Origin of the sequence: Pseudomonas sp. BIC9C (assembly GCF_034541995.1) — a bacterium.
In the GTDB taxonomy this organism is placed as follows: Bacteria; Pseudomonadota; Gammaproteobacteria; order Pseudomonadales; family Pseudomonadaceae; genus Aquipseudomonas; species Aquipseudomonas fluorescens_CC.
On record NZ_JAWDGM010000001.1, the window covers coordinates 1,718,662 to 1,739,036 of the forward strand.

The following is a 20,375-nucleotide window of genomic DNA, read 5'->3' on the forward strand; positions in this document are numbered from 1 at the left end:
GCTGAACAGTATCAAGGGAGAAACACTATGTACTTGACGCCTCAGCACGTGCTGCTCGCCGGAGCCACCGGTTTAACAGGTGAACATCTGCTCGATCGCCTGTTAAACGAGCCAACGATTACCCGTGTATTGGCCCCCTCACGCCGGCCACTGGCCAAACATCCGCACCTGGAAAACCCGGTCGGCGACCCTACGGCATTCCTGCCACAACTGAACGGGCGGGTCGATATCGCCTATTGCTGCCTGGGCACCACGATCAAGCAGGCCGGCTCGGAACAGGCGTTTCGCGCAGTGGACCTGGACATGGTCGTGGCCTTTGCCAAACGCGCACGGGAGATGGGCGCACGACACCTGATCGTGATCAGTGCTCTGGGAGCCGATCGCAGATCCTCGATTTTCTACAACCGGGTCAAAGGCGAGATGGAGTACGCGTTGCGCGCGCAAGACTGGCCGCAGCTGACTATTTGCCGCCCTTCGCTGTTGCTGGGTGATCGCACCGAACCGCGACTGGGCGAGAAAGTCGCCGGCCCGTTGTCTCGGCTGATTCCTGGCAAATACCATGGTATCGAGGCCTGCCAACTGGCCCGGGCAATGTGGCGCCTGGCGCTGGAAGAGCAGGACGGGGTCAGGATTGTCGAGTCGGATGAGCTGAGGAAGTTGGGCAAGTAATTTTATGGTGCCTGAGCGGGCCTCTTCGCGGGCAAGCCCGCTCCCACTGGATTTTGTGTCGTACACAAATTTTGTAATCGCTGAAAAACCTGTGGGAGCGAGCTTGCTCGCGATAGCTCTCTTACAACCCACCCGTAGCCTGAAAACTCACGCCAATCACCGTCAACAACGACAGCGGCAACAGCAGCGTGTCGAACAACGCGCTCGCCGGCAGGTCGACACCGGGATAGCTCGGCGCGTCGGCTCCGAAACGGTCCTTGGCGCAGCACCCGCCGTTCATCGCGTACAAATCCAGGCGAGTGCCCGAGTACACCACCGGAGCACCCGGCTTGGCCGCATCGAGCGTGCGCGCCGTAGCGCACCCCGCCAGTTGCAGCGCCAGCACCACCACCAGCAGCTTATTCATCGCTGGTCAGATGATGCTCGCCCCAACGCGGCAACATGTCCTGAGGGATATTCAGCAGGTTAAGGATCCGTGCCACGACGAAATCGATCAGGTCGTCGATGGTTTGTGGCTGATGATAGAAACCCGGTGATGCCGGCAGGATTGTCACGCCCATGTTCGACAACTTGAGCATGTGCTCCAGGTGAATGCTCGAATACGGCGCCTCGCGAGGCACAAGAATCAGCTGGCGACGCTCTTTGAGCGTCACGTCGGCGGCACGCTCGATCAGGTTGTTGCAGGAGCCCGTGGCGATGGCCGACAAAGTACCCGTCGAACACGGCACCACCACCATCGCCGCTGGCGCGCCGGAACCCGAAGCCACCGGCGACATCCAGTCTTCCTTGCCATACACCCGAATCTGCCCGGCGGCAGCGCCGGTGTATTCGGTGAGGAATGCCTGCATCATCTGCGGCTTGGACGGCAGCGTGACATCAGTTTCGGTAGCCATCACCAACTGCGCGGCCTTGGAAATCAGGAAGTGCACTTCACGATCTTCCCGCACCAGGCAGTCGAGCAGGCGCAAACCGTACTGGGCGCCTGAGGCGCCGGTCATTGCCAGGGTGATGCGGTCCGGGCCGTTGTTCATTTCAACGCCTCGGCCAGTTTGCCGTGCAGGCCGCCGAAGCCGCCGTTGCTCATGATCACCACGTGAGTACCGGGTTGGGCCTGGCTCTTCACGCGCTCGATGATGCCTTCAAGGGAATCGCTGACAACCGACGGCACAGTGCACAGCGCCGCCGTGCCCGCCAGGTCCCAGCCGAGATTGGCGGGTGCGTACCAGATCACCTGATCGGCATCGACCACGCTTTCCGGCAATCCGTCACGGTGCGCGCCGAGCTTCATGGAGTTTGAGCGGGGTTCGATGATTGCAATCAACGGTGCATCGCCAATGCGCTTGCGCAGGCCGTCGAGTGTGGTGGCAATGGCGGTCGGGTGGTGAGCGAAGTCGTCATAGATGGTGATGCCACGGACTTCCGCGACTTTCTCCATCCGGCGCTTCACGCTCTTGAAGGCGCTCAACGCAGCGATACCCATGGACGGCACCACACCGACGTGGCGGGCGGCGGCCAGCGTCGCCAGGGCGTTGGCGACGTTGTGCTGGCCAGTCATGTCCCACTCGACCACACCCTGGGCGACACCTTCGAACATCACTTCGAACTTCGAGCCATCGTCACTGAGCAGCCTGACCTGCCACTGACCGCCGGCACCCGTGGTTTGCACCGGGGTCCAGCAGCCCATCTCGATAACGCGCTGCAACGCCGGCTCGGTGGTCGGATGAATCACCAGGCCTTCGCTCGGGATGGTCCGCACCAGGTGATGAAACTGCCGCTCAATGGCCGGCAGGTCCGGGAAGATGTCCGCGTGATCGAATTCGAGGTTGTTCAGGATTGCCGTGCGCGGACGGTAATGGACGAACTTGAGCGCTTGTCGAAGAATGCGCTGTCGTACTCGTCGGCTTCGATGACGAAGAACGGTGTATCGCCCAGGCGCGCCGACACCGAGAAGTTCTGCGGCACGCCGCCGATCAGGAAGCCGGGGGCCATGCCTGCATGTTCCAGCACCCAGGCCAGCATGCTGCTGGTGGTGGTCTTGCCGTGCGTACCGGCAACGGCCAGCACCCAGCGACCTTGCAGCACGTGATCCGCCAGCCATTGCGGGCCGGAGACATAAGGCAGGCCTTTGTTCAGCACGTACTCCACCGCCGGATTACCCCGGGACATGGCGTTGCCGATCACCACCAGATCAGGGGCCGGATCGAGTTGCGCCGGGTCGTAGCCTTGGGTCAACTCGATGCCCTGGGCTTGCAGCTGAGTGCTCATCGGCGGATAGACGTTGGCATCGGAGCCGGTCACGTGATGGCCCAGCTCTTTGGCCAGAACCGCCATTGACCCCATGAAAGTGCCGCAGATACCAAGAATATGAATGTGCATAGTCGACCTCGTAAAACTTGGTCGCAGGTTAGCTTAGGGAGGGGAAATTCGCACCTTGTGTTTCAGACTTCAGGACGCCTTCGCGAGCAAGCCCGCTCCCACAGGGACCGTGCATACCCTGTGGGAGCGGGCTTGCTCGCGAATGGCCACGACTCGGTTTAACGGGCAATTCCGTGTTTACGAAGCTTGCGATAAAGGGTATTGCGACTGACCCCAAGCTGTTCAGCCGTATGCGTCATATGCCAGCGTGTCTGCTCCAGCGCACCGAGTAACGCCTGCCGCTCGGCATCTTCCAGCGGATGCTCCGACACCAATTCCGTCATCGGCACTGCCGGCCGCGTCTGGCGAATCATCGCTGGCAAATCTTCCAGACCGATCCGTCCGTCCTCACACAGCGCTGCCAACGTACGCAGCACATTGCGCAACTGCCGCACGTTGCCCGGCCAGGCGAACCCCAATAAGGCCTCCCGCGCCGGCCCGTCGATCAACACGGTTTCTGCCCCCGCCTCTTCGGACAGTAAAAAGTCGAGTAACTGCGACTTGTCACTGCGATCACGCAATGCTGGTAGCGCCACCTCCAGCCCGTTGAGGCGGTAATACAAATCCTCGCGAAAGCTGCCGTCCTGCACGCGATCCAGCAAATTGCGGTGGGTGGCGCTGATGATCCGCACGTTAACCGCTTCCGGCTCGCCACCAATCGGCACCACTTGCCGGTCTTCCAGCACCCGCAGCAAGCGTGTTTGCAAAGCCAGCGGCATGTCCCCGATTTCGTCGAGGAACAACGTCCCGCCGTCGGCCTGTTGCAACTTGCCGCGCATGCCTTCCTTGCGTGCGCCGGTGAAGCTGCCGCCGCGATAGCCGAACAGCTCGCTTTCGATCAGGCTTTCGGGAATGGCCGCGCAATTGAGGGCGACAAAGGCTTTTTCCGACCGCTGGCTGGCGTGGTGCACCGCTTTGGCAAAGGCCTCCTTGCCGGACCCGGTTTCGCCATTGATCAGCAGCGGCACGTCGCGCTCGTAGACGCGCAAAGCCTTGCGGAAGTCCGCCTGCAACGTCGCATCATCCAGGCAAATACCCATCAGGCGCGGTGTTTGTGCAGCCTTGGGAGCAGGTACCCTCGACGTCGGCAGCGGCAGCGGCCGCCGCGCCTCACCGCGCAATACCGCGAACAGCTTGCGACCATCACGGGTACGCAATGGCCAACTGGCCGCGGCACCGATACTCGCCCGCCCCAGCAACTCATCGAGCGAGCAATCGAAAAACGCCTCCACCGGTTTCCCCAGCAAGCCGCCGCGAATGTGTCCAAGCAGGTTCAGCGCACTCTGGTTGACCGCGCAAATGCGCCCTTCTCCGTCGAACGCCAGCAAGCCTTCGCTGAACAAACCGACGGACTCGGCCTGCAAGTGAAAACGCAGCAACCATTGATTGTCGAAGCAACGCAGGAAGTAACAGCTCTCGATCATCTTCGCCGACAGATTGACCAGGGCCATGGTGTGAAACTGACTTTGCCGTGACACGTCGCGCCGCGCCGACGACACGTCGAGCACCGCCAGCAATTCGCCATGGGGATCGAAGACCGGACTCGCCGAGCAGGTCAGGCCGGTGTGACGGCCACGAAAGTGTTCGTCCTGATGGATGGTCAGCGACTGACGCTCCACCAGGCAAGTGCCAATGCCGTTGGTGCCTTCGCAGGCCTCGCTCCAGTCAGCACCGAGCCAGAGCCCGGCACGCTCGAAAATCTGCCTTTCAGCGGGCGCGGTGACGCAATTGAGGATCACGCCGCGGGCATCGGTCAGCAGCACTGCATGACCGGCACCGGAGAGTTGCTGGTGCAGGCTGGTCATTTCATTGCCAGCGATGTGCAGCACCTGCTGCAAGCGTTCGCGACTTTCCAGGACACGGCCATGTTCCAGCACCGTCGGCGCAATGCTCAGCGCCGGATCGAGATGATAGTCCTCAAGGCAGCGCAGCCAGGAACGGGCAATGGACGGATCGCTGCCGGGGCCGTGCAGGTGGGCCTTGCCCTGGGTCACGGTCAATACTTGCTGGGCATGGCGACTCAAATGGTTTTCGTGCATTTCTTATTATTCTCCCCGGGGCTCGGCGTCCCGTGCATGAGGTGATGCCGAGCATCCTCCAGCCGGGCCTGCATTGCAATGCCTGCAAGACTACCTGGTCACAGGCTGTGCCAGAAGCGGTACAAAGTGTCACGCCGGCTGTACCGGAAACGTCACAGGCGCGCTCCGTCCGTCCGACAAAAATTACGCAAGGTCTTGATTTACCTGAGATGCAACGCGCTGGCCCGGCCCTTGCTCTACGCTTAAAGCAAGCGCACATGCGCGTCTTCCTTATAAGCACAAGAACCAAGGAGAAACCATCATGCGTTACGCTCACCCCGGTACTGAAGGCGCTATCGTTTCGTTTAAAGCCAAATACGGTAACTACATCGGCGGCGAGTTCGTCGCGCCTGTCAAAGGTCAGTACTTCACCAATACCTCGCCAGTGAATGGCCAACCGATTGCCGAATTCCCACGCTCCACGGCCGAAGACATCGACAAGGCCCTGGACGCCGCCCACGCCGCTGCCGATGCATGGGGCGCCACCTCCGCCCAGGCGCGCTCGCTGGTGCTGCTGAAAATCGCCGACCGTATCGAACAGAATCTGGAAACCCTGGCGATCACCGAATCCTGGGACAACGGCAAAGCCGTGCGCGAAACCCTCAACGCCGACATTCCGCTGGCCGCCGATCACTTCCGCTACTTCGCCGGCTGCCTGCGCGCCCAGGAAGGCAGCGCTGCCGAAATCGACGGCAACACCGTGGCCTATCACATCCATGAACCGCTGGGCGTGGTCGGGCAGATCATCCCGTGGAACTTCCCGATCCTGATGGCCGCCTGGAAACTCGCCCCGGCGCTCGCTGCCGGTAACTGCGTGGTGCTCAAGCCTGCCGAACAAACCCCGCTGGGCATTACCGTGCTGGTCGAGCTGATCGGCGACCTGCTGCCACCGGGCGTGCTGAACATTGTGCAAGGCTTCGGCAAAGAAGCCGGCGAAGCGCTTGCCACCAGCAAGCGCATCGCCAAGATTGCCTTCACCGGCTCGACCCCGGTCGGCTCGCACATCATGAAATGCGCCGCCGAAAACATCATTCCGTCCACCGTGGAGCTGGGTGGCAAGTCGCCAAACATCTTCTTCGAAGACATCATGAAGGCCGAGCCGTCCTTCATCGAGAAAGCCGCCGAAGGCCTGGTGCTGGCATTCTTCAACCAGGGCGAAGTCTGCACCTGCCCTTCCCGTGCACTGGTGCAAGAGTCGATTTACGACGAATTCATGAAAGTGGTCATGAACAAAGTCCTGCAAATCAAACGTGGCGACCCGCTGGATACCGACACCATGGTCGGCGCCCAGGCGTCCGAGCAGCAATTCGACAAGATCCTTTCGTACCTGGAAATCGCCAAGGGCGAAGGTGCCGAGCTGCTGACCGGCGGCAAGGTGGAAAAACTCGAGGGCAACCTGGCAAGCGGGTATTACATCCAGCCGACCCTGCTCAAGGGCACCAACAAAATGCGCGTGTTCCAGGAAGAAATCTTCGGCCCGGTGGTGAGCATCACCACCTTCAAGGACGAAGCCGAAGCCCTGGCCATCGCCAACGACACCGAGTTCGGCCTGGGTGCCGGCCTCTGGACCCGCGACATCAACCGTGCCTACCGCATGGGCCGCGCCATCAAGGCCGGTCGTGTGTGGACCAACTGCTACCACCTGTACCCGGCGCACGCCGCGTTCGGCGGGTACAAGAAGTCCGGCGTCGGCCGTGAAACCCACAAGATGATGCTCGACCACTATCAGCAGACCAAAAACCTGCTGGTGAGCTACGACATCAACCCGCTGGGCTTCTTCTAAAAACCGGGGGGCGATGCAGGTATCTGTGTCGCCCTTCAAGCCGCCATCGCGAGCAAGCTCGCTCCCACAGTGGATCTGGGTTAGTTCCCGATATTTAACTCACAAGAGATCCCTGTGGGAGCGAGCTTGCTCGCGATGGCGTCCTAAATGACTCAACACCCAAGGCCTGGCCGCTCTGGCACGGGCCTTGCCTACCCGTCATTCAGCGTTCAACCCAAACCGTCGCACCCGAAAGTCCGCAAGATCGAACAATAAAAAATAGAGAGGACTTATGACTACTTCTTCCACACAGCTCAAACCCACACTCGGCACCCTGCATTTATGGGGCATTGCCGTCGGCCTGGTGATTTCCGGCGAGTACTTCGGCTGGAGTTACGGCTGGGGCACCGCAGGCACACTGGGTTTTCTCGTCACCGCGTTGATGGTGGCGACGATGTACACCTGCTTTATCTTCAGTTTCACCGAGCTGACGACTGCGATTCCCCATGCTGGCGGACCATTTGCCTATAGTCGAAGGGCCTTTGGCGAGAAAGGCGGGTTGATCGCCGGCATCGCCACCCTGATTGAATTCGTCTTCGCACCACCGGCCATCGCCATGGCCATCGGTGCGTACCTCAACGTGCAATATCCGGAACTGGACCCGAAGGTCGCCGCCGTTGGCGCCTATTTCGTGTTCATGGGCCTGAACATCCTCGGCGTCAGCATCGCGGCCACCTTCGAACTGGTGGTCACCGTGCTGGCCGTCGCTGAACTGCTGGTGTTCATGGGCGTGGTCGCGCCGGGCTTCAGTTTCAGCAACTTTGTGCTCAATGGCTGGTCAGGTGCCAATGAGTTCACGATGAGCTCGATTCCTGGCATTTTCGCCGCCATTCCCTTCGCGATCTGGTTCTTTCTCGCTATCGAAGGTGCAGCCATGGCCGCCGAGGAAGCCAAGGACCCCAAACGTACAATCCCCAAGGCCTATGTCAGCGGCATTCTGACGCTGGTGTTCCTGGCCATCGGCGTGATGGTGATGGCGGGCGGTGTTGGCGACTGGCGCCAGCTGTCGAACATCAACGATCCGCTGCCCCAGGCGATGAAAGCGGTGGTCGGCAATAATTCGACCTGGATGCACATGCTGGTGTGGATCGGTCTGTTCGGCCTGGTGGCGAGTTTCCACGGGATCATCCTCGGCTACTCGCGGCAGTTTTTCGCCTTGGCCCGTGCCGGTTATCTGCCTGCCGGCCTGGCAAAACTTTCGCGCTTCCAGACACCGCACCGGGCGATCCTGGCCGGCGGCGTGATCGGCATTGCGGCGATCTACAGCGATGGCCTGGTCAATCTGCAAGGCATGAGCCTGACGGCGGCGATGATCACCATGTCGGTATTCGGCGCCATCGTGATGTACATCATCAGTATGCTGAGCCTGTTCAAGCTGCGTAAGACCGAACCGAACCTGGAACGCACCTTCCGCGCCCCGGGTTATCCGATCGCGCCGGGGATCGCGCTGTTTCTGGCGGTGGTGTGCCTGGTGGCGATGGCGTGGTTCAACACCTTGATCGGCCTGATTTTCCTCGGCTTCATGGCTGCCGGCTACCTGTACTTCCAGCTGACCGCCAAGCAACGTTCCGAGGCGCCGGCGGACGCTATGCTCGAAGGTATCTGAATGCACCGGCACCGGGCCGCTGCCCGGCGCCTGCATTATTGAAGTGCACGCAGCTCCCATGGGAGCGGGCTTGCTCGCGAAGGCGTCGTGTCAGTCGACATTTATTTTGAATGACACACCGCATTCGCGAGCAAGCCCGCTCCCACAGGAAAAGCAGATCGCTGTAATTATTGGAGGACTCCGCCCCATGGCCGCATTCGCCCATACCGTCGGCGCCCAGACTTACCGCTTCGACAGCCTCAAGGAAGTGATGGCCAAGGCCAGCCCTGCACGCTCCGGAGATTTTCTGGCCGGCGTCGCAGCCCTTAATGACGGCGAGCGCGTCGCGGCACAGATGACGTTGGCCGACACCCCTTTGAGCCACTTCCTGCAGGAAGCACTGATTCCCTACGAATCCGATGAAGTCACCCGCCTGATCATCGACACCCACGACAAACAAGCCTTCGCCGTCGTCAGTCACCTCACCGTCGGCGGCTTTCGCGACTGGCTGCTCAGTGATGCCGCCGACGAACAGGTTCTGCGCGCCCTAGTCCCCGGCCTGACCCCGGAAATGGTTGCCGCGGTATCGAAGATCATGCGGGTGCAGGACCTGGTGCTGGTGGCACAAAAGATCCGCGTGGTCACGCGGTTTCGCGGCACCCTGGGCCTGCGCGGTCGACTGTCCACGCGCCTGCAACCGAACCACCCCACTGACGAACCGGCCGGCATCGCCGCAAGCATTCTCGACGGTCTGCTGCACGGCAATGGCGACGCGATGATCGGCATCAACCCCGCCACCGACAGCATCGCCTCGATTTGCGCCATGCTGGAGATGCTCGACGCGATCATCCAGCGCTACGAAATTCCGACCCAGGCTTGCGTACTGACCCATGTCACCACATCGATCGAGGCGGTCAATCGCGGCGTCCCGCTGGACCTGGTGTTCCAGTCGATCGCCGGCACCGAAGCGGCCAACGCCAGTTTCGGCATTAACCTGAATGTATTGAAGGAGGGCTATGACGCCGGTTTAAGCCTGAATCGCGGCACGCTGGGCCAGAACCTGATGTACTTCGAAACCGGCCAGGGCAGCGCCCTGTCAGCCAATGCCCACCATGGCGTCGATCAACAAACCTGCGAAACCCGCGCCTACGCCGTCGCACGTCATTTCAACCCGTTTCTGGTCAACACGGTCGTCGGCTTCATCGGCCCGGAATACCTGTACAACGGCAAACAGATCATCCGCGCCGGCCTGGAGGACCACTTTTGCGGCAAATTGCTCGGTGTGCCCATGGGTTGCGACATCTGCTACACCAACCATGCCGAAGCTGACCAGGACGACATGGACACCCTGCTGACCCTGCTGGGCGTCGCCGGAATCAACTTCATCATGGGGATCCCCGGCTCCGACGACATCATGCTCAACTACCAGACCACCTCGTTTCACGACGCGCTCTATGCCCGACAGACCCTGGGGCTCAAGCCTGCGCCGGAGTTCGAGCAATGGCTGGCGAAAATGGGCATCTTCACCCAGGCGGACGGCCGGGTTCTGTTTGGCAGCAACCTGCCGCCGGCCTTCCGCCAGGCACTGGCGCAACTGGGATGAGTAATGACATGGACAAACTACCCTTCGATCCCCACAACCCATGGCTGGAACTGCGGCGCCTGACACCGGCGCGAATTGCCCTGGGCCGCACCGGCACCAGCATTCCCACCCACGCACAACTGGACTTCCAATACGCCCACGCCCAGGCGCGGGATGCAGTGCACTTGCCGTTCGATCACGCGACACTCAGCTCACAACTGGCCGAACGCGGGCACGAAAGCCTTTTACTGCACAGTGCAGCGATCGACCGCAACAGTTACCTGCAACGCCCGGACCTGGGACGAAAACTGAGTGAAGCGTCGGCAAAGACCCTGCGGGAATACGCTTCGGCGCATCCTGGCGGGGTCGATTTGGTGATAGTGATCGCCGACGGCCTGTCGGCACTGGCCGTCCATCGCCATACCCTGCCCTTTCTGGCGCGCCTCGAAGAACAGATCGCAGCCGAAGGCTGGACTGTCGCACCGGTGATACTGGTGGAACAGGGACGCGTTGCGGTCGCCGATGAAGTCGGCGAATTACTTGGCGCAAAAATGACCGTCATCCTCATCGGCGAACGCCCTGGCCTGAGCTCCCCGGACAGCCTGGGTTTATATTTCACCTACAATCCCAAGGTCGGCCTTACCGATGCCTACCGTAATTGCATCTCCAACGTGCGGCTCGAAGGCCTGAGTTACGGCATGGCGGCACACCGTTTGCTGTATTTGATGCGCGAAGCCTGCCGGCGGCAGTTGTCAGGGGTCAATCTGAAGGATGAAGCACAGATTCAGACGCTGGAGTCGGACGCGGGAGCCGACATGAAAGGAAATTTCCTGCTCGGCCCACCGAATGCCTGAACCGCTTGCGCATTGCACATTCGTACCAGTTTCAGGCAGGATCGTGGCGCGGCCGCCAAGGGTTTCCCATCGCCGTCAGAGACGTAAGACAGCCACTTGAAGACGAGACCTACCATGCGGATTATTCAAGCGACCCTCGAACACCTGGACCTGCTGACCCCGTTGTTCGTCAAATATCGCGAGTTTTACGGCTCCCTGCCGTATCCGGACTCGTCCCGGGCGTTCCTCGAAAAACGCCTGCGTCGCAAGGAGTCGGTGATCTATCTGGCACTGTCCGATGACGACAGCAACAAACTGATGGGTTTCTGTCAGCTGTACCCGAGTTTCTCCTCGCTTTCGCTCAAACGTGTGTGGATCCTCAACGATATTTATGTCGCCGAGGACGCCCGCCGCCAGTTGGTGGCCGACAACCTGATCCGCACCGCCAAAAAAATGGCCAAGGAAACCAATGCCGTGCGCATGCGTGTTTCCACCAGCAGCAACAACGAAGTCGCGCAGAAAACCTACGAATCCATCGGATTCAAGGAAGACACCGAATTCAAGAACTATGTGCTACCGATCAGCGACGAACTCTGAATCACCTGCCCCCTGCTCGCGATGGCATCGACCGGATCACACTGGCCCAACGAGGCGACGGCATCGCGAGCAGGTTCGCTCCCACCTGTTCGTTATCAAACATCAGCCCAGTCATGACATTCCCCGCTACAATCTCGACGCGATTTTCACCTCTCGCCTCGTATAATCCCGATCTTCCCGGCTTGTAAGAAAAACTACCCCTATCCGTAGTCTTACGTGAAGTCATCCGCACAGGCCTGCTGAGTCGGGCCGTTACCACAGGTGCTTTCCATGGATTTCAACCCGATCGACATTGTCCTGCATCTCGACGTCTACCTCGACATGCTCGTAACCAACTACGGGGCATGGATCTACGCCATCCTGTTCATGGTGATCTTCTGTGAAACCGGCCTGGTGGTCATGCCCTTCCTGCCGGGCGACTCCCTGCTGTTCATCGCCGGCGCCGTGGCGGCCGGTGGCGGCATGGACCCGGTACTGCTGGGTGGCCTGTTGATGCTGGCGGCGATTCTGGGCGACAGCACCAACTACATCATCGGACGAACGGCGGGTGAAAAACTGTTCAGCAATCCGAATTCGAAGATCTTCCGCCGCGACTACCTGCAACAAACCCATGATTTCTATGACAAGCATGGCGGCAAAACCGTGACCCTGGCGCGCTTCATGCCCATCATCCGCACCTTTGCACCATTCGTCGCCGGCGTGGGGAAAATGCCTTATCCGCGTTTCTTCGCCTTCAGTGTCTTCGGCACTATCCTGTGGGTCGGCGGGCTGGTGACGCTCGGTTACTTCTTCGGCAATGTTCCGTTCATCAAGAAGAACCTGTCGCTGCTGGTAGTCGGCATCATCCTGCTCTCGCTGGTGCCGATGATCATTGGCATGGTGCGTAACCGCCTTGCAGGTTCGAGCTCCAAAGCCGAATCGCGCTGATACGATGTGGTCTCTGAGCGCCTGGCGTCGCCGGCGCACCTTGGCAAAGCACCCGATTGCCGATGAAATGTGGCAACGGGTGCGTCATCACCTGAGTTTTCTCGATGGCATCAGCGTCGCCGAAGACCAATGGTTGCGCGAAGCCTGCGTGCTGTTCCTCGAAGACAAGCACCTCACCGCCCTGCCCGGCGTCGAACTGCATCAGGAGCAACGCTTGCTGCTCGCTGCCCAGGCGCAACTGCCGCTGCTGCACCTCGGCGACCTGAACTGGTATCAGGGCTTCCACGAAATCATTCTCTACCCTGACGACTTCCTCAGTCCTCAGCGCCATCGCGATGCCAGCGGCGTCGAGCACGAATGGGACGGCGAGCACAGCGGTGAAGCCTGGCAGCAAGGCCCGATCATCCTCGCCTGGCCGGGCGTGATGGCCAGTGGAGGCTGGGAAGGCTACAACCTGGTGATCCACGAACTGGCGCACAAACTCGACATGCTCAACGGCGTCGCCAACGGCCTGCCACCGTTGCATGCTGACATGCGGGTCAGCGACTGGGCCAACGTCATGCAAGAGGCCTACGACGACCTCGACCGGCAACTGGAACGCAATCCCGACGCCGAAACGGCCATCGACCCCTATGCCGCCGAGAACCCTGCCGAGTTCTTCGCCGTCACCAGCGAATACTTCTTCAGCGCCCCGGATTTGCTGCACGAGGCTTATCCACAGGTGTACCAGCAGTTGAAGCTGTTCTATCGCCAGGACCCGCTGGCGAGGTTGAAGCAACTAAAGGCGCATGACCCTGTCTATCAGGCACACCAGTAAGCGCCATACGACTTCTGGTACATGGCGTCGACCCAGGAATATGCCTATAATCGCCGCCACTTTTTGGTCAATCCGGCCAAGTATTTCTGGTCAACTAACGGGGGCAACGCCCAATGAGCTACAGCAAGATTCCGGCTGGCAAAGACCTGCCGAACGACATCTACGTCGCGATCGAGATTCCGGCCAACCACGCGCCGATCAAATACGAAATCGACAAAGACAGCGATTGCCTGTTCGTTGACCGTTTCATGGCCACCCCAATGTTCTACCCGGCCAACTACGGTTACATCCCGAACACCCTGGCTGACGACGGTGATCCCCTCGACGTGCTGGTTGTAACCCCTTACCCGGTTGCTCCAGGTTCGGTGATCCGCGCTCGTCCGGTCGGCATCCTGAACATGACCGACGACGGCGGCGGCGATGCCAAAGTCATCGCGGTTCCACACGACAAGCTGTCCCAGCTGTACGTCGACGTGAAGGAATACACCGACCTGCCAGCGCTGCTGATCCAGCAGATCGAGCACTTCTTCGCGAACTACAAAGATCTCGAAAAAGGCAAATGGGTGAAAATCGAAGGTTGGGACGGTGCAGACGCCGCCCGCGCTGCGATCACCAAGTCGGTTGCTGCCTATAAAGGCTAAGAGCAGCTGTAGCTTCTAGCTGCAAGCGGCAAGAAAAACCCCGGGTGATCCGGGGTTTTTTGTGGGTGCCTGACAAGCACGCCAAACACCCCGTTTAAACAAGCCTCCCTATGGTTTTTGCTTGTTTAAAATCCCCCAAGCGCGTCTTACATCCGGTCGTAAATTTCCCGCGAAATTTGAACGAGGCGTTTATTCAAACCCTTGTTAGCCGCCAGTAGACTCGCGTTCATGAAAAAGAACACTAGCGGCCCACGCTTCAAGGCACTCCTCGAAGCTGCGAACATCACGACCACCGGATTTGCCGAATTCCTGGATACGGCTCCGCAAAATGTACATAACTGGTACACCCGTGGCGTGCCCGCCCATTGCATGGAAGAAGTCGCCAGAAAACTCTCCGTCAGCAGCGACTGGCTGAAAACCGGCGAAGGCTTGAAAGACGCCCAACACCTGCGTCTGCTCGACGAATCCGGCAACACCTTCGATGCCCAGACCATCCGCGGTGTCTACACGGTCATCGAGTCTGTCGACGTCGAACTGCCTTTCTATAAAGAAGCTTTTACCACCCCGGGCTCCAACAAAACCCACGTCATAAAAGACCCCAGGCAATCGATCCGCCTGCCCCGCAGCCACCTTGACTCCCTGGAGATCAACCACGCAGACGCCATCTGTGCCTTCATGAGCGGTAACAGCATGGGAGAGAAAATTGAAGACGGTTCGACCCTGGCGATTGACCGTGGCCTGACCCAGATTGTCGATGGCGAGATCTACGCCATCGAACATGACGGCATGCTACGCATCAAGTACCTGCACCGATTACCGGGCAACTCCCTGCGACTGCGCAGCCACAACCGCGCCGAGTACCCGGATGAAATCTTCAGGCCCGCACAAATCGAAGAGCAGAACATCAGGGTGCTGGGTTGGGTGTTCTGGTGGTCGACCCTGAATAAACGGCGACCGACGGTACCGTTTCTTTAAGCGCTCCAGAACACCCATTGCCACCCCTGCCGAGTGGCCGGACAGCTCTGTCTGGCACTTCCCGCTGGGAATTTCTCTCAAACCTGCGTATGCTGCGCCCCACATTTGCGCATCGACCCGCCTTGCGGCTCAGATGCACTGGCCTGGCAGATGACTTTCTCACCAGGTCCCACAGCCGGACGCAAGATCCGGGTGTACGTTTTGAAGGCTGGCGCGGTTTACCAAAAATGATCCAAGCCAGTCCCCGAGAAGCCGGCCACAAGCCGGCTTTTTTAGTTATTGGAGCCCTTAAAGCGTGGGGCTCTCAGAAAATAGCGGCACGCTGACCCACAAATCGACCCACAAAATGGCGTCGACTTAACTGTCGTCAACATGGACGCTTGACTAGGCTATTGGGTGAAGGCAGGCTTCAAGCGCCATAGCAATTACCGTATTTCCGGTTTAGGGAGCAGCCATGGAACAAGATGGGAAGAGTTCCAATGAGATCAAAATCGACAAAATCAGCTGGTATGTCGCTTTGATAATTTGGGGAGGCGGTGCCTTCGTTATCTATCTTATTTGGGAGTGGCAAAAAACTGTCGCAGGTGGTCTTGGGGAAGCTATCGCCACCCTTGTCCAGATAGTCAGCTTTTTTTACTTTCTCTCGCTGTTTCCAATAAAGCACTTCATTTTCGACTACCTCTCAAACCGTTAGATACCGTACGCGCGCGTACTGGTCGCAATTTCCTCGCGCGCGCGGAACGGTCAGTTTCCGGCTAGTTGTCGCCTTTCCTCTAGCATCGCAAGCTGGGCAATTAGCTGCGGGCAGTTCCCTAGCTGGGTCTCGTCCAGAAACGCGCTCACTTGACCATCATGCAACCGATCAAGGCGAGCCACAGCATCGCGCGCCATATCGATCATCGAGCCGGTACGCTCCCCCCAAAGTCGCTCAAGATTGATCATCGTCGTTCTACGCTCAAGTTCGTGCTGGTCATCGGTCCAACCTTCAGTTCGCACTGCCCATTCATCCGCAACCTCGGCAATGTGCGAACCAATGCCAGCAGGCAGCCCAGCATCTGCCATCCATTGACGAATCGTGAGGTCAGCTTCGACACCCTCCGGGCTTGCATCTCCGCCAGGCGGCAGCAGGTACTCGGCTAGGTTCTCAGGGCCGGTGATGGTCGAGGCCAGCAGCCCTTGCCAGCGGTCGTCCTCGGTCTTCTCGACGGCCTGGTCAACTGAGTCGATAGGTTCAAATTCGTTTGCCTGAGCTTCCATCACTCACCTCGACTCGAAAGGATCTGTTCGCCACCACGGCGCACTATATCCGTCAGGCTTGGGCCTTCGCGCAACGCATGTGCAGAGGTCAACCCCGGCAGGTGCATAGCAAACAAAGGCGTGCGCGCGGCAAGGTGGTTCATAACCAGCCCAGTGATGCCACGCCCCCAGCCAGCCGGCCCCTGCCCTACGAGATTGATTGAGTGAATCTGCCCCTCTAGTCTGCCGATTTGCTCAAGATGCCCGATCGCAACGTCTAATGCGTCCTGAAGGCCTACAGCGGCCTCATTGCGCGATTTCAGAAACGAGGCAGTGCGCGACCAACGCTCGGCACTCTCTGAGGCTTCCCGAGCTTTCTGGACGACCTCCATCTGTCGGTTGATTGCGGCCAGTCCTGCCATCAGATCGGCAACACGGTCACGAGCTACGGCCAGCTCCGCGCCCACTGCGGTCTCCTCACCTCTGGCAAGCGCAGTCAGCACGCTAGTGGGGCGCTCATCAAGCAGCGTGTCGAGGCGGGCTTGGGCCTTTTTTAGCTCGTCGGCAATCGCGGCATGAGCCTGGGCCAGATCGTCAGCGGTTGCGTTCTTTTTGGTGAATAGGTTTTTCAAGGCTTTCATAGGTAGTTTTCCTTTGCGGTAAGTTGTTTGAACTCGGCCAGATAACCGGCCAACCTCTCAGCCGGGTCGTTGCTTAGGTTTTCTTCGGCCAATAGCTCAGCGTCCCGGCGGTCGTAATCGACCAACCAGTCATCAACACTCTGGTGTTCTTGCGAAGGGGAAACAGGACAGGGAAAGCTCTCGTGTTTCCTTTGCTCCTTGTTTACTTCTTGCTTTTTACGCGGCTCAAGAAACACGCGGTTAGAATCAGGCTCAAGCCCAGGTGCCACGGCGCTTTGCTCAGTTTCTTTGCCGACTGGACTTGCCGACACCTTGCCGACTAGTTGCCGACTGCTTGCCGATTCCTTGCCGACTGCTTGCCGAGAGGTCTCGACTCCAAAAGCGGCCCGGACTTGGTCGGAATCAATGCTAATCGGGCGAACAGTTGAGACAACAAGTCGGCCCGGTTGCGTCTCGTGACGGTCGCCCTCAATCAACACGCCACCCAGCTTGTGCATCACTTCGCACAACTCCGAACGCCTGCGCGGCTCAGGCAATCCCGAGGCGCACCACAGCTTCCAAAGTTCGTGACGGACACCAACGCGGAATTGGCCTTGGGGGAGCGGGTCGCCCTTGCGGCCGGCCTTGGTCGTGCGCTCACGGGTTAGCTGGGCGTTGAAAACCGCGCAGACGTCTTCACCTGTGAGCAGGTCAACGAATTGCAGCGTGACGCCTTGAAATCGACCGCCGCCATAACGCCCGGTACGGTGCCCCAGGTATCGAAAACCATGCCGACCAAAAGCACTTAGAAGCGCAGCCGTGAGGACTTCGCCATGCTCATTCAGCCACTCAGCAGGGACAGGTTTCCCGCTGGCAGGCTGGATCACCAGCCGCCCGCTTTGAATTGAAACCTCGTCGCCGCGAATGAGCAGCGAGCGAAAGAGCTCAGCAGGTTTCATGGCCGCACTCAGTCAGCACATAGCGACCGATGCCGCTGTGCCGATTGCCCTCGCGGTCAACCGCTGAGACTCGATCTGTCAAAATCGTGCAGCCCCGAGCACGTAGCGTCTTTACCCGGCCAGCAGGGTGAAGCACGTTGTAATCGTGGCGCAGTTCGAACGTAGTTTTGGGCCCAGCCAACAACGCAGCCAAAACGCGCGCGACCTGCGCGGCTTCGCTGGTGTTACGATGATCCTGCGACGGGCTGGTGACTTCTTCGGGGGCGCTGGCCTTTTTCATTGGCGCGCCTCCCGATCTGCAAGAACGTCACTCCAGGCTCGCCCCTTTGCACGGGCTTCAATCCACGCGTCAACGTCGCTACTGAGCCAGCCAACCGCACGTTTACTCAGAGCAATGGGAGCGGGAAACTCACCTTGCCCAATCAGCTCGTAGAGGTGAGTTTTTCCAAAACCTATACGGGCAGAAACAGCCGGGCGGCGATGGATGATGAGTTGCATTGAACCGTCTCCTTTCGGGCTGTCTCGGCCCGATGTGAACTAGACGGCTCTTACTCTTATGCACGGCCCGACGAGTTAAAACGACATGTCGCCGCGATACGGCTAATTAGCACTTCCGTGGGGCCCCCCTTTTTCTCCCGTAGTCGGGCGCAATGTCTCGCAGCCAACCGCGCAACGTCTTGGGCTTCGGAACGAAATCCCCATCTTCTTTGGTCTCGCGTATGTGGTTGAAGATGCGTTCTGCCATGGCGCCAATGAGCACCCGTTGTTCGTGGTCTTCAGCCCAATACTGTTCCGCCAGCTTCAATGCCTTGATCTTTTGGGGGGAGTTCTTCCTTGCCCGCTTCTCATTCGCAGTGTCCAAGCGCTGGCGCACCTCCTTAGCTCGGGGAATGACTGCCTCCCGGAATAGCTCCCCAAATGCGATGTCGAGCGCTGCCACTTTCCCGAACTGTTCAGAGTTGCGCAGACACTCGTACAGCTCGGCTCGGACATCGAAGAAACGCATGGCAGCCTCGAACAGGGGACTATCGTCCGGGTCTTGCCTCTTGGATATGGAGAGCCCCACGCCGGTCAAGATTGATCGCTGGATCAGTTCATTGAACCTGCGCCTTTTCTCGGCGCGTCGTTCCTGTGCGGACAGTTCCTCCGCTGTGGGCTCTACGTGGGCAGTCAGAAGCGCTGTGGCCGGTCCTATTCGTTTACTCATGCCCGACGATCCTCTAAGCGAATGACGTTTTCAGCGGGGGCGGTAGTGCAGTAAGCGGCCCAATCAGTCATCAGCGCGCGACGCTTCTCCAGAAAGTCGGAGCGCGAATAGGCTGCCTCGGTCTGACTGCGCTCATCATGTGCAAGCGCCAGCTCACACACTTCACGCGGGTAGTGGGTGCGCTCATTTGCCCAGTCTCGGAAACTTGACCGGAACCCATGGCGGGTAATGTCGTCATGTTTCAGATTGTGCAATAGGGTGCGGATGGCATTGGCGTGCATCACGCCAGTTTTACCCTGGCCGGAGAACAAGTAAGGAGTGCCATCGATTCGCGGCAGAGTGCGCAAAAGTTCCACCACCTGACGGGCTAGCGGCACAGTGAACGCCTGCCGCATCTTCATGCGCTCGGCAGGTAGCGACCAGACACCGGCCTCCAAGTCAAACTCAGACCACTCAGCAAAGCGCACCATGTGCGCGCGTGCACCGGTCAGGATCAGCAGACGGGCAGCAATCGAAACGCGCCCCTCAACCTGGGCCAACTCAGTCATCAGGGACGGGACTTTCTGCCAGTTAAGCGCGGGGAAGTGCTGACGCTGGCGAGCCTTTTTCTTTTCAGCCTTACTCAGCAGGTTATCGAGATGCCCACGCCAGCGGGCCGGATTGTCGCCCTCACGCAGCTTGCGAGCCTTAGCAGCATCTAGCACTTGCTCAATTTGCCCGCGAACCTCATCGGCGGTGCGGGTTTTCTCGCTCCAGATAGGGCGCAGCAGTTTCAGAACATGCTCGGTTTGAATGTCGGTCACCGGCAGCGTTCCAATCACAGGGAAGGCGTACAGCTCCAACTTGCGCAGCCAGCCCTTGCGCCATTTCTCCGACCAGCCAGCCCCATGCGCCTCCATGTAATCACTCGCCAGCATCTTAAAGATCACGCGGCGGGCTTCCTGCGTGCGTTCAGCGTTCCGCTTTGCCTCGCGCTCAGCATCACGAGCGGAAAGTGGGTCATTCCCAGCGGTTAAGACTTTGCGTTGATCCGCTGCCTGCTCGCGGGCTTTCGCCAGGGTCACGGTCGGATAAGGCCCAAGCCCCATTTCCCGACTCTTGCCAGCCAGCATGTAGCGGAAAAGCCAACTGGCCACGCCCGACCGGCTGATCTGGAAATAAAGCCCGTCACCGTCACTGGTTTTTCCAGGCTGCCTAGCCTTGGCCAGCGCCTCGATGCCCTTGGCTGTCTGCTTGCCCATTCTTTCGACCCACAAATTGACCCACAAAATAGAGCCGGATTTCTCCGGTAGATAGCGAACCACTGCGGATCGATTCTAAGGCCAAAGCCCCGTAGTTACTACACCAATAAGGAAAAACGCGGATCATCGCGAACTTCCAAAATGCCGGCCACAAGCCGGCTTTTTAATGCC

21 protein-coding genes and 1 pseudogene are annotated in these 20,375 nt (G+C 59.4%); 11 read left to right on the top strand and 11 right to left on the bottom strand.

Annotated elements, in window-relative coordinates:
- Nucleotides 1-27: 27 nt before the first annotated feature.
- A complete protein-coding gene (locus tag RS887_RS08035; RefSeq protein ID WP_322614979.1) occupies nt 28-669 on the top strand; it encodes an oxidoreductase in 642 nt (213 codons plus the stop codon).
- A 121-nt stretch (nt 670-790) separates the two neighbouring features.
- Here the strand turns inward: RS887_RS08035 and RS887_RS08040 are convergent, their stop codons facing one another.
- The 4 genes and pseudogenes from RS887_RS08040 to RS887_RS08055 form a co-directional block, all read right to left on the bottom strand.
- Complete coding sequence (locus RS887_RS08040) at nt 791-1,075, bottom strand: YceK/YidQ family lipoprotein (RefSeq protein WP_322614980.1); 285 nt, start codon at nt 1,073-1,075, stop codon at nt 791-793.
- Nucleotides 1,068-1,700, bottom strand: a complete 633-nt coding sequence (ubiX, locus tag RS887_RS08045) for a flavin prenyltransferase UbiX (RefSeq protein ID WP_322614981.1) — start codon at nt 1,698-1,700, stop codon at nt 1,068-1,070. The genes RS887_RS08040 and ubiX overlap by 8 nt, the downstream gene beginning before the upstream one ends.
- Nucleotides 1,697-3,045 (bottom strand): annotated as a pseudogene (gene mpl / locus RS887_RS08050) (UDP-N-acetylmuramate:L-alanyl-gamma-D-glutamyl-meso-diaminopimelate ligase). Before mpl ends, ubiX begins: the two are co-directional and overlap by 4 nt.
- Before the next feature lie 158 nt (nt 3,046-3,203).
- Complete coding sequence (locus RS887_RS08055; protein WP_322614982.1) at nt 3,204-5,123, bottom strand: sigma-54-dependent Fis family transcriptional regulator; 1,920 nt, start codon at nt 5,121-5,123, stop codon at nt 3,204-3,206.
- A 301-nt stretch (nt 5,124-5,424) separates the two neighbouring features.
- Between RS887_RS08055 and RS887_RS08060 the strand changes: the two genes are divergently transcribed.
- The 10 genes from RS887_RS08060 (at nt 5,425) to RS887_RS08105 (ending at nt 15,635) form a co-directional block, all read left to right on the top strand.
- Nucleotides 5,425-6,945, top strand: a complete 1,521-nt coding sequence (locus RS887_RS08060) for an aldehyde dehydrogenase family protein (protein WP_322614983.1) — start codon at nt 5,425-5,427, stop codon at nt 6,943-6,945.
- 271 nt (nt 6,946-7,216) lie between these two features.
- Nucleotides 7,217-8,590: an ethanolamine permease gene (gene eat, locus RS887_RS08065; RefSeq protein ID WP_322614984.1), complete on the top strand. Its 1,374-nt coding sequence runs from the start codon at nt 7,217-7,219 to the stop codon at nt 8,588-8,590.
- A 187-nt stretch (nt 8,591-8,777) separates the two neighbouring features.
- Nucleotides 8,778-10,172, top strand: a complete 1,395-nt coding sequence (locus tag RS887_RS08070; protein ID WP_322614985.1) for an ethanolamine ammonia-lyase subunit EutB — start codon at nt 8,778-8,780, stop codon at nt 10,170-10,172.
- An 8-nt stretch (nt 10,173-10,180) separates the two neighbouring features.
- The gene (gene eutC, locus RS887_RS08075) at nt 10,181-11,005 is read left to right on the top strand and encodes an ethanolamine ammonia-lyase subunit EutC (RefSeq protein ID WP_322614986.1); all 825 of its coding nucleotides are present in this window, start codon (nt 10,181-10,183) and stop codon (nt 11,003-11,005) included.
- 114 nt (nt 11,006-11,119) lie between these two features.
- Complete coding sequence (locus RS887_RS08080; RefSeq protein ID WP_007990572.1) at nt 11,120-11,581, top strand: GNAT family N-acetyltransferase; 462 nt, start codon at nt 11,120-11,122, stop codon at nt 11,579-11,581.
- 270 nt (nt 11,582-11,851) lie between these two features.
- Nucleotides 11,852-12,508: a DedA family protein gene (locus RS887_RS08085; protein ID WP_322614987.1), complete on the top strand. Its 657-nt coding sequence runs from the start codon at nt 11,852-11,854 to the stop codon at nt 12,506-12,508.
- A gap of 4 nt (nt 12,509-12,512) precedes the next feature.
- On the top strand, nt 12,513-13,325 hold the full coding sequence (locus RS887_RS08090) for a zinc-dependent peptidase (protein ID WP_322614988.1): 813 nt from the start codon (nt 12,513-12,515) through the stop codon (nt 13,323-13,325).
- 113 nt (nt 13,326-13,438) lie between these two features.
- Nucleotides 13,439-13,966, top strand: a complete 528-nt coding sequence (gene ppa, locus RS887_RS08095) for an inorganic diphosphatase (protein ID WP_007933577.1) — start codon at nt 13,439-13,441, stop codon at nt 13,964-13,966.
- A 228-nt stretch (nt 13,967-14,194) separates the two neighbouring features.
- Nucleotides 14,195-14,941 carry a LexA family transcriptional regulator gene (locus tag RS887_RS08100; protein ID WP_322614989.1) on the top strand — a complete coding sequence of 249 codons (747 nt, stop codon included), beginning with the start codon at nt 14,195-14,197 and terminating at the stop codon, nt 14,939-14,941.
- Between the two features lie 454 nt (nt 14,942-15,395).
- Entirely contained in the window at nt 15,396-15,635 is a 240-nt protein-coding gene (locus RS887_RS08105) for a hypothetical protein (protein WP_322614990.1), read from the top strand.
- 50 nt (nt 15,636-15,685) lie between these two features.
- On the opposite strand, the gene RS887_RS08110 is transcribed toward RS887_RS08105, so the two are convergent.
- The 7 genes from RS887_RS08110 to RS887_RS08140 all read right to left on the bottom strand — a co-directional run bounded on the left by RS887_RS08110 (nt 15,686) and on the right by RS887_RS08140 (nt 20,204).
- Nucleotides 15,686-16,198 carry a hypothetical protein gene (locus RS887_RS08110; RefSeq protein ID WP_322614991.1) on the bottom strand — a complete coding sequence of 171 codons (513 nt, stop codon included), beginning with the start codon at nt 16,196-16,198 and terminating at the stop codon, nt 15,686-15,688.
- A complete protein-coding gene (locus tag RS887_RS08115) occupies nt 16,198-16,818 on the bottom strand; it encodes a hypothetical protein (RefSeq protein ID WP_322614992.1) in 621 nt (206 codons plus the stop codon). The genes RS887_RS08110 and RS887_RS08115 overlap by 1 nt, the downstream gene beginning before the upstream one ends.
- Nucleotides 16,815-17,756 (bottom strand): hypothetical protein, encoded by a 942-nt coding sequence (locus RS887_RS08120; protein ID WP_322614993.1) that lies wholly within the window; start codon nt 17,754-17,756, stop codon nt 16,815-16,817. Before RS887_RS08120 ends, RS887_RS08115 begins: the two co-directional genes overlap by 4 nt.
- Entirely contained in the window at nt 17,743-18,036 is a 294-nt protein-coding gene (locus tag RS887_RS08125) for a helix-turn-helix domain-containing protein (RefSeq protein WP_322614994.1), read from the bottom strand. Before RS887_RS08125 ends, RS887_RS08120 begins: the two co-directional genes overlap by 14 nt.
- Complete coding sequence (locus RS887_RS08130; protein WP_322614995.1) at nt 18,033-18,254, bottom strand: helix-turn-helix transcriptional regulator; 222 nt, start codon at nt 18,252-18,254, stop codon at nt 18,033-18,035. Before RS887_RS08130 ends, RS887_RS08125 begins: the two co-directional genes overlap by 4 nt.
- A 106-nt stretch (nt 18,255-18,360) precedes the next feature.
- On the bottom strand, nt 18,361-18,963 hold the full coding sequence (locus tag RS887_RS08135; protein ID WP_322614996.1) for a hypothetical protein: 603 nt from the start codon (nt 18,961-18,963) through the stop codon (nt 18,361-18,363).
- Nucleotides 18,960-20,204: a tyrosine-type recombinase/integrase gene (locus tag RS887_RS08140; RefSeq protein WP_322615273.1), complete on the bottom strand. Its 1,245-nt coding sequence runs from the start codon at nt 20,202-20,204 to the stop codon at nt 18,960-18,962. Before RS887_RS08140 ends, RS887_RS08135 begins: the two co-directional genes overlap by 4 nt.
- Nucleotides 20,205-20,375 lie beyond the last annotated feature (171 nt).

Bases quoted from the DNA above. Each gene is read 5' to 3' on its own strand.
- RS887_RS08035 (WP_322614979.1), top strand. From the start codon at position 28: ATGTACTTGACGCCTCAGCACGTGCTGCTCGCCGGAGCCACCGGTTTA.
- RS887_RS08040 (WP_322614980.1), bottom strand. From the start codon at position 1,075: ATGAATAAGCTGCTGGTGGTGGTGCTGGCGCTGCAACTGGCGGGGTGC.
- ubiX (WP_322614981.1), bottom strand. From the start codon at position 1,700: ATGAACAACGGCCCGGACCGCATCACCCTGGCAATGACCGGCGCCTCA.
- RS887_RS08055 (WP_322614982.1), bottom strand. From the start codon at position 5,123: ATGCACGAAAACCATTTGAGTCGCCATGCCCAGCAAGTATTGACCGTG.
- RS887_RS08060 (WP_322614983.1), top strand. From the start codon at position 5,425: ATGCGTTACGCTCACCCCGGTACTGAAGGCGCTATCGTTTCGTTTAAA.
- eat (WP_322614984.1), top strand. From the start codon at position 7,217: ATGACTACTTCTTCCACACAGCTCAAACCCACACTCGGCACCCTGCAT.
- RS887_RS08070 (WP_322614985.1), top strand. From the start codon at position 8,778: ATGGCCGCATTCGCCCATACCGTCGGCGCCCAGACTTACCGCTTCGAC.
- eutC (WP_322614986.1), top strand. From the start codon at position 10,181: ATGGACAAACTACCCTTCGATCCCCACAACCCATGGCTGGAACTGCGG.
- RS887_RS08080 (WP_007990572.1), top strand. From the start codon at position 11,120: ATGCGGATTATTCAAGCGACCCTCGAACACCTGGACCTGCTGACCCCG.
- RS887_RS08085 (WP_322614987.1), top strand. From the start codon at position 11,852: ATGGATTTCAACCCGATCGACATTGTCCTGCATCTCGACGTCTACCTC.
- RS887_RS08090 (WP_322614988.1), top strand. From the start codon at position 12,513: ATGTGGTCTCTGAGCGCCTGGCGTCGCCGGCGCACCTTGGCAAAGCAC.
- ppa (WP_007933577.1), top strand. From the start codon at position 13,439: ATGAGCTACAGCAAGATTCCGGCTGGCAAAGACCTGCCGAACGACATC.
- RS887_RS08100 (WP_322614989.1), top strand. From the start codon at position 14,195: ATGAAAAAGAACACTAGCGGCCCACGCTTCAAGGCACTCCTCGAAGCT.
- RS887_RS08105 (WP_322614990.1), top strand. From the start codon at position 15,396: ATGGAACAAGATGGGAAGAGTTCCAATGAGATCAAAATCGACAAAATC.
- RS887_RS08110 (WP_322614991.1), bottom strand. From the start codon at position 16,198: ATGGAAGCTCAGGCAAACGAATTTGAACCTATCGACTCAGTTGACCAG.
- RS887_RS08115 (WP_322614992.1), bottom strand. From the start codon at position 16,818: ATGAAAGCCTTGAAAAACCTATTCACCAAAAAGAACGCAACCGCTGAC.
- RS887_RS08120 (WP_322614993.1), bottom strand. From the start codon at position 17,756: ATGAAACCTGCTGAGCTCTTTCGCTCGCTGCTCATTCGCGGCGACGAG.
- RS887_RS08125 (WP_322614994.1), bottom strand. From the start codon at position 18,036: ATGAAAAAGGCCAGCGCCCCCGAAGAAGTCACCAGCCCGTCGCAGGAT.
- RS887_RS08130 (WP_322614995.1), bottom strand. From the start codon at position 18,254: ATGCAACTCATCATCCATCGCCGCCCGGCTGTTTCTGCCCGTATAGGT.
- RS887_RS08135 (WP_322614996.1), bottom strand. From the start codon at position 18,963: ATGAGTAAACGAATAGGACCGGCCACAGCGCTTCTGACTGCCCACGTA.
- RS887_RS08140 (WP_322615273.1), bottom strand. From the start codon at position 20,204: ATGGGCAAGCAGACAGCCAAGGGCATCGAGGCGCTGGCCAAGGCTAGG.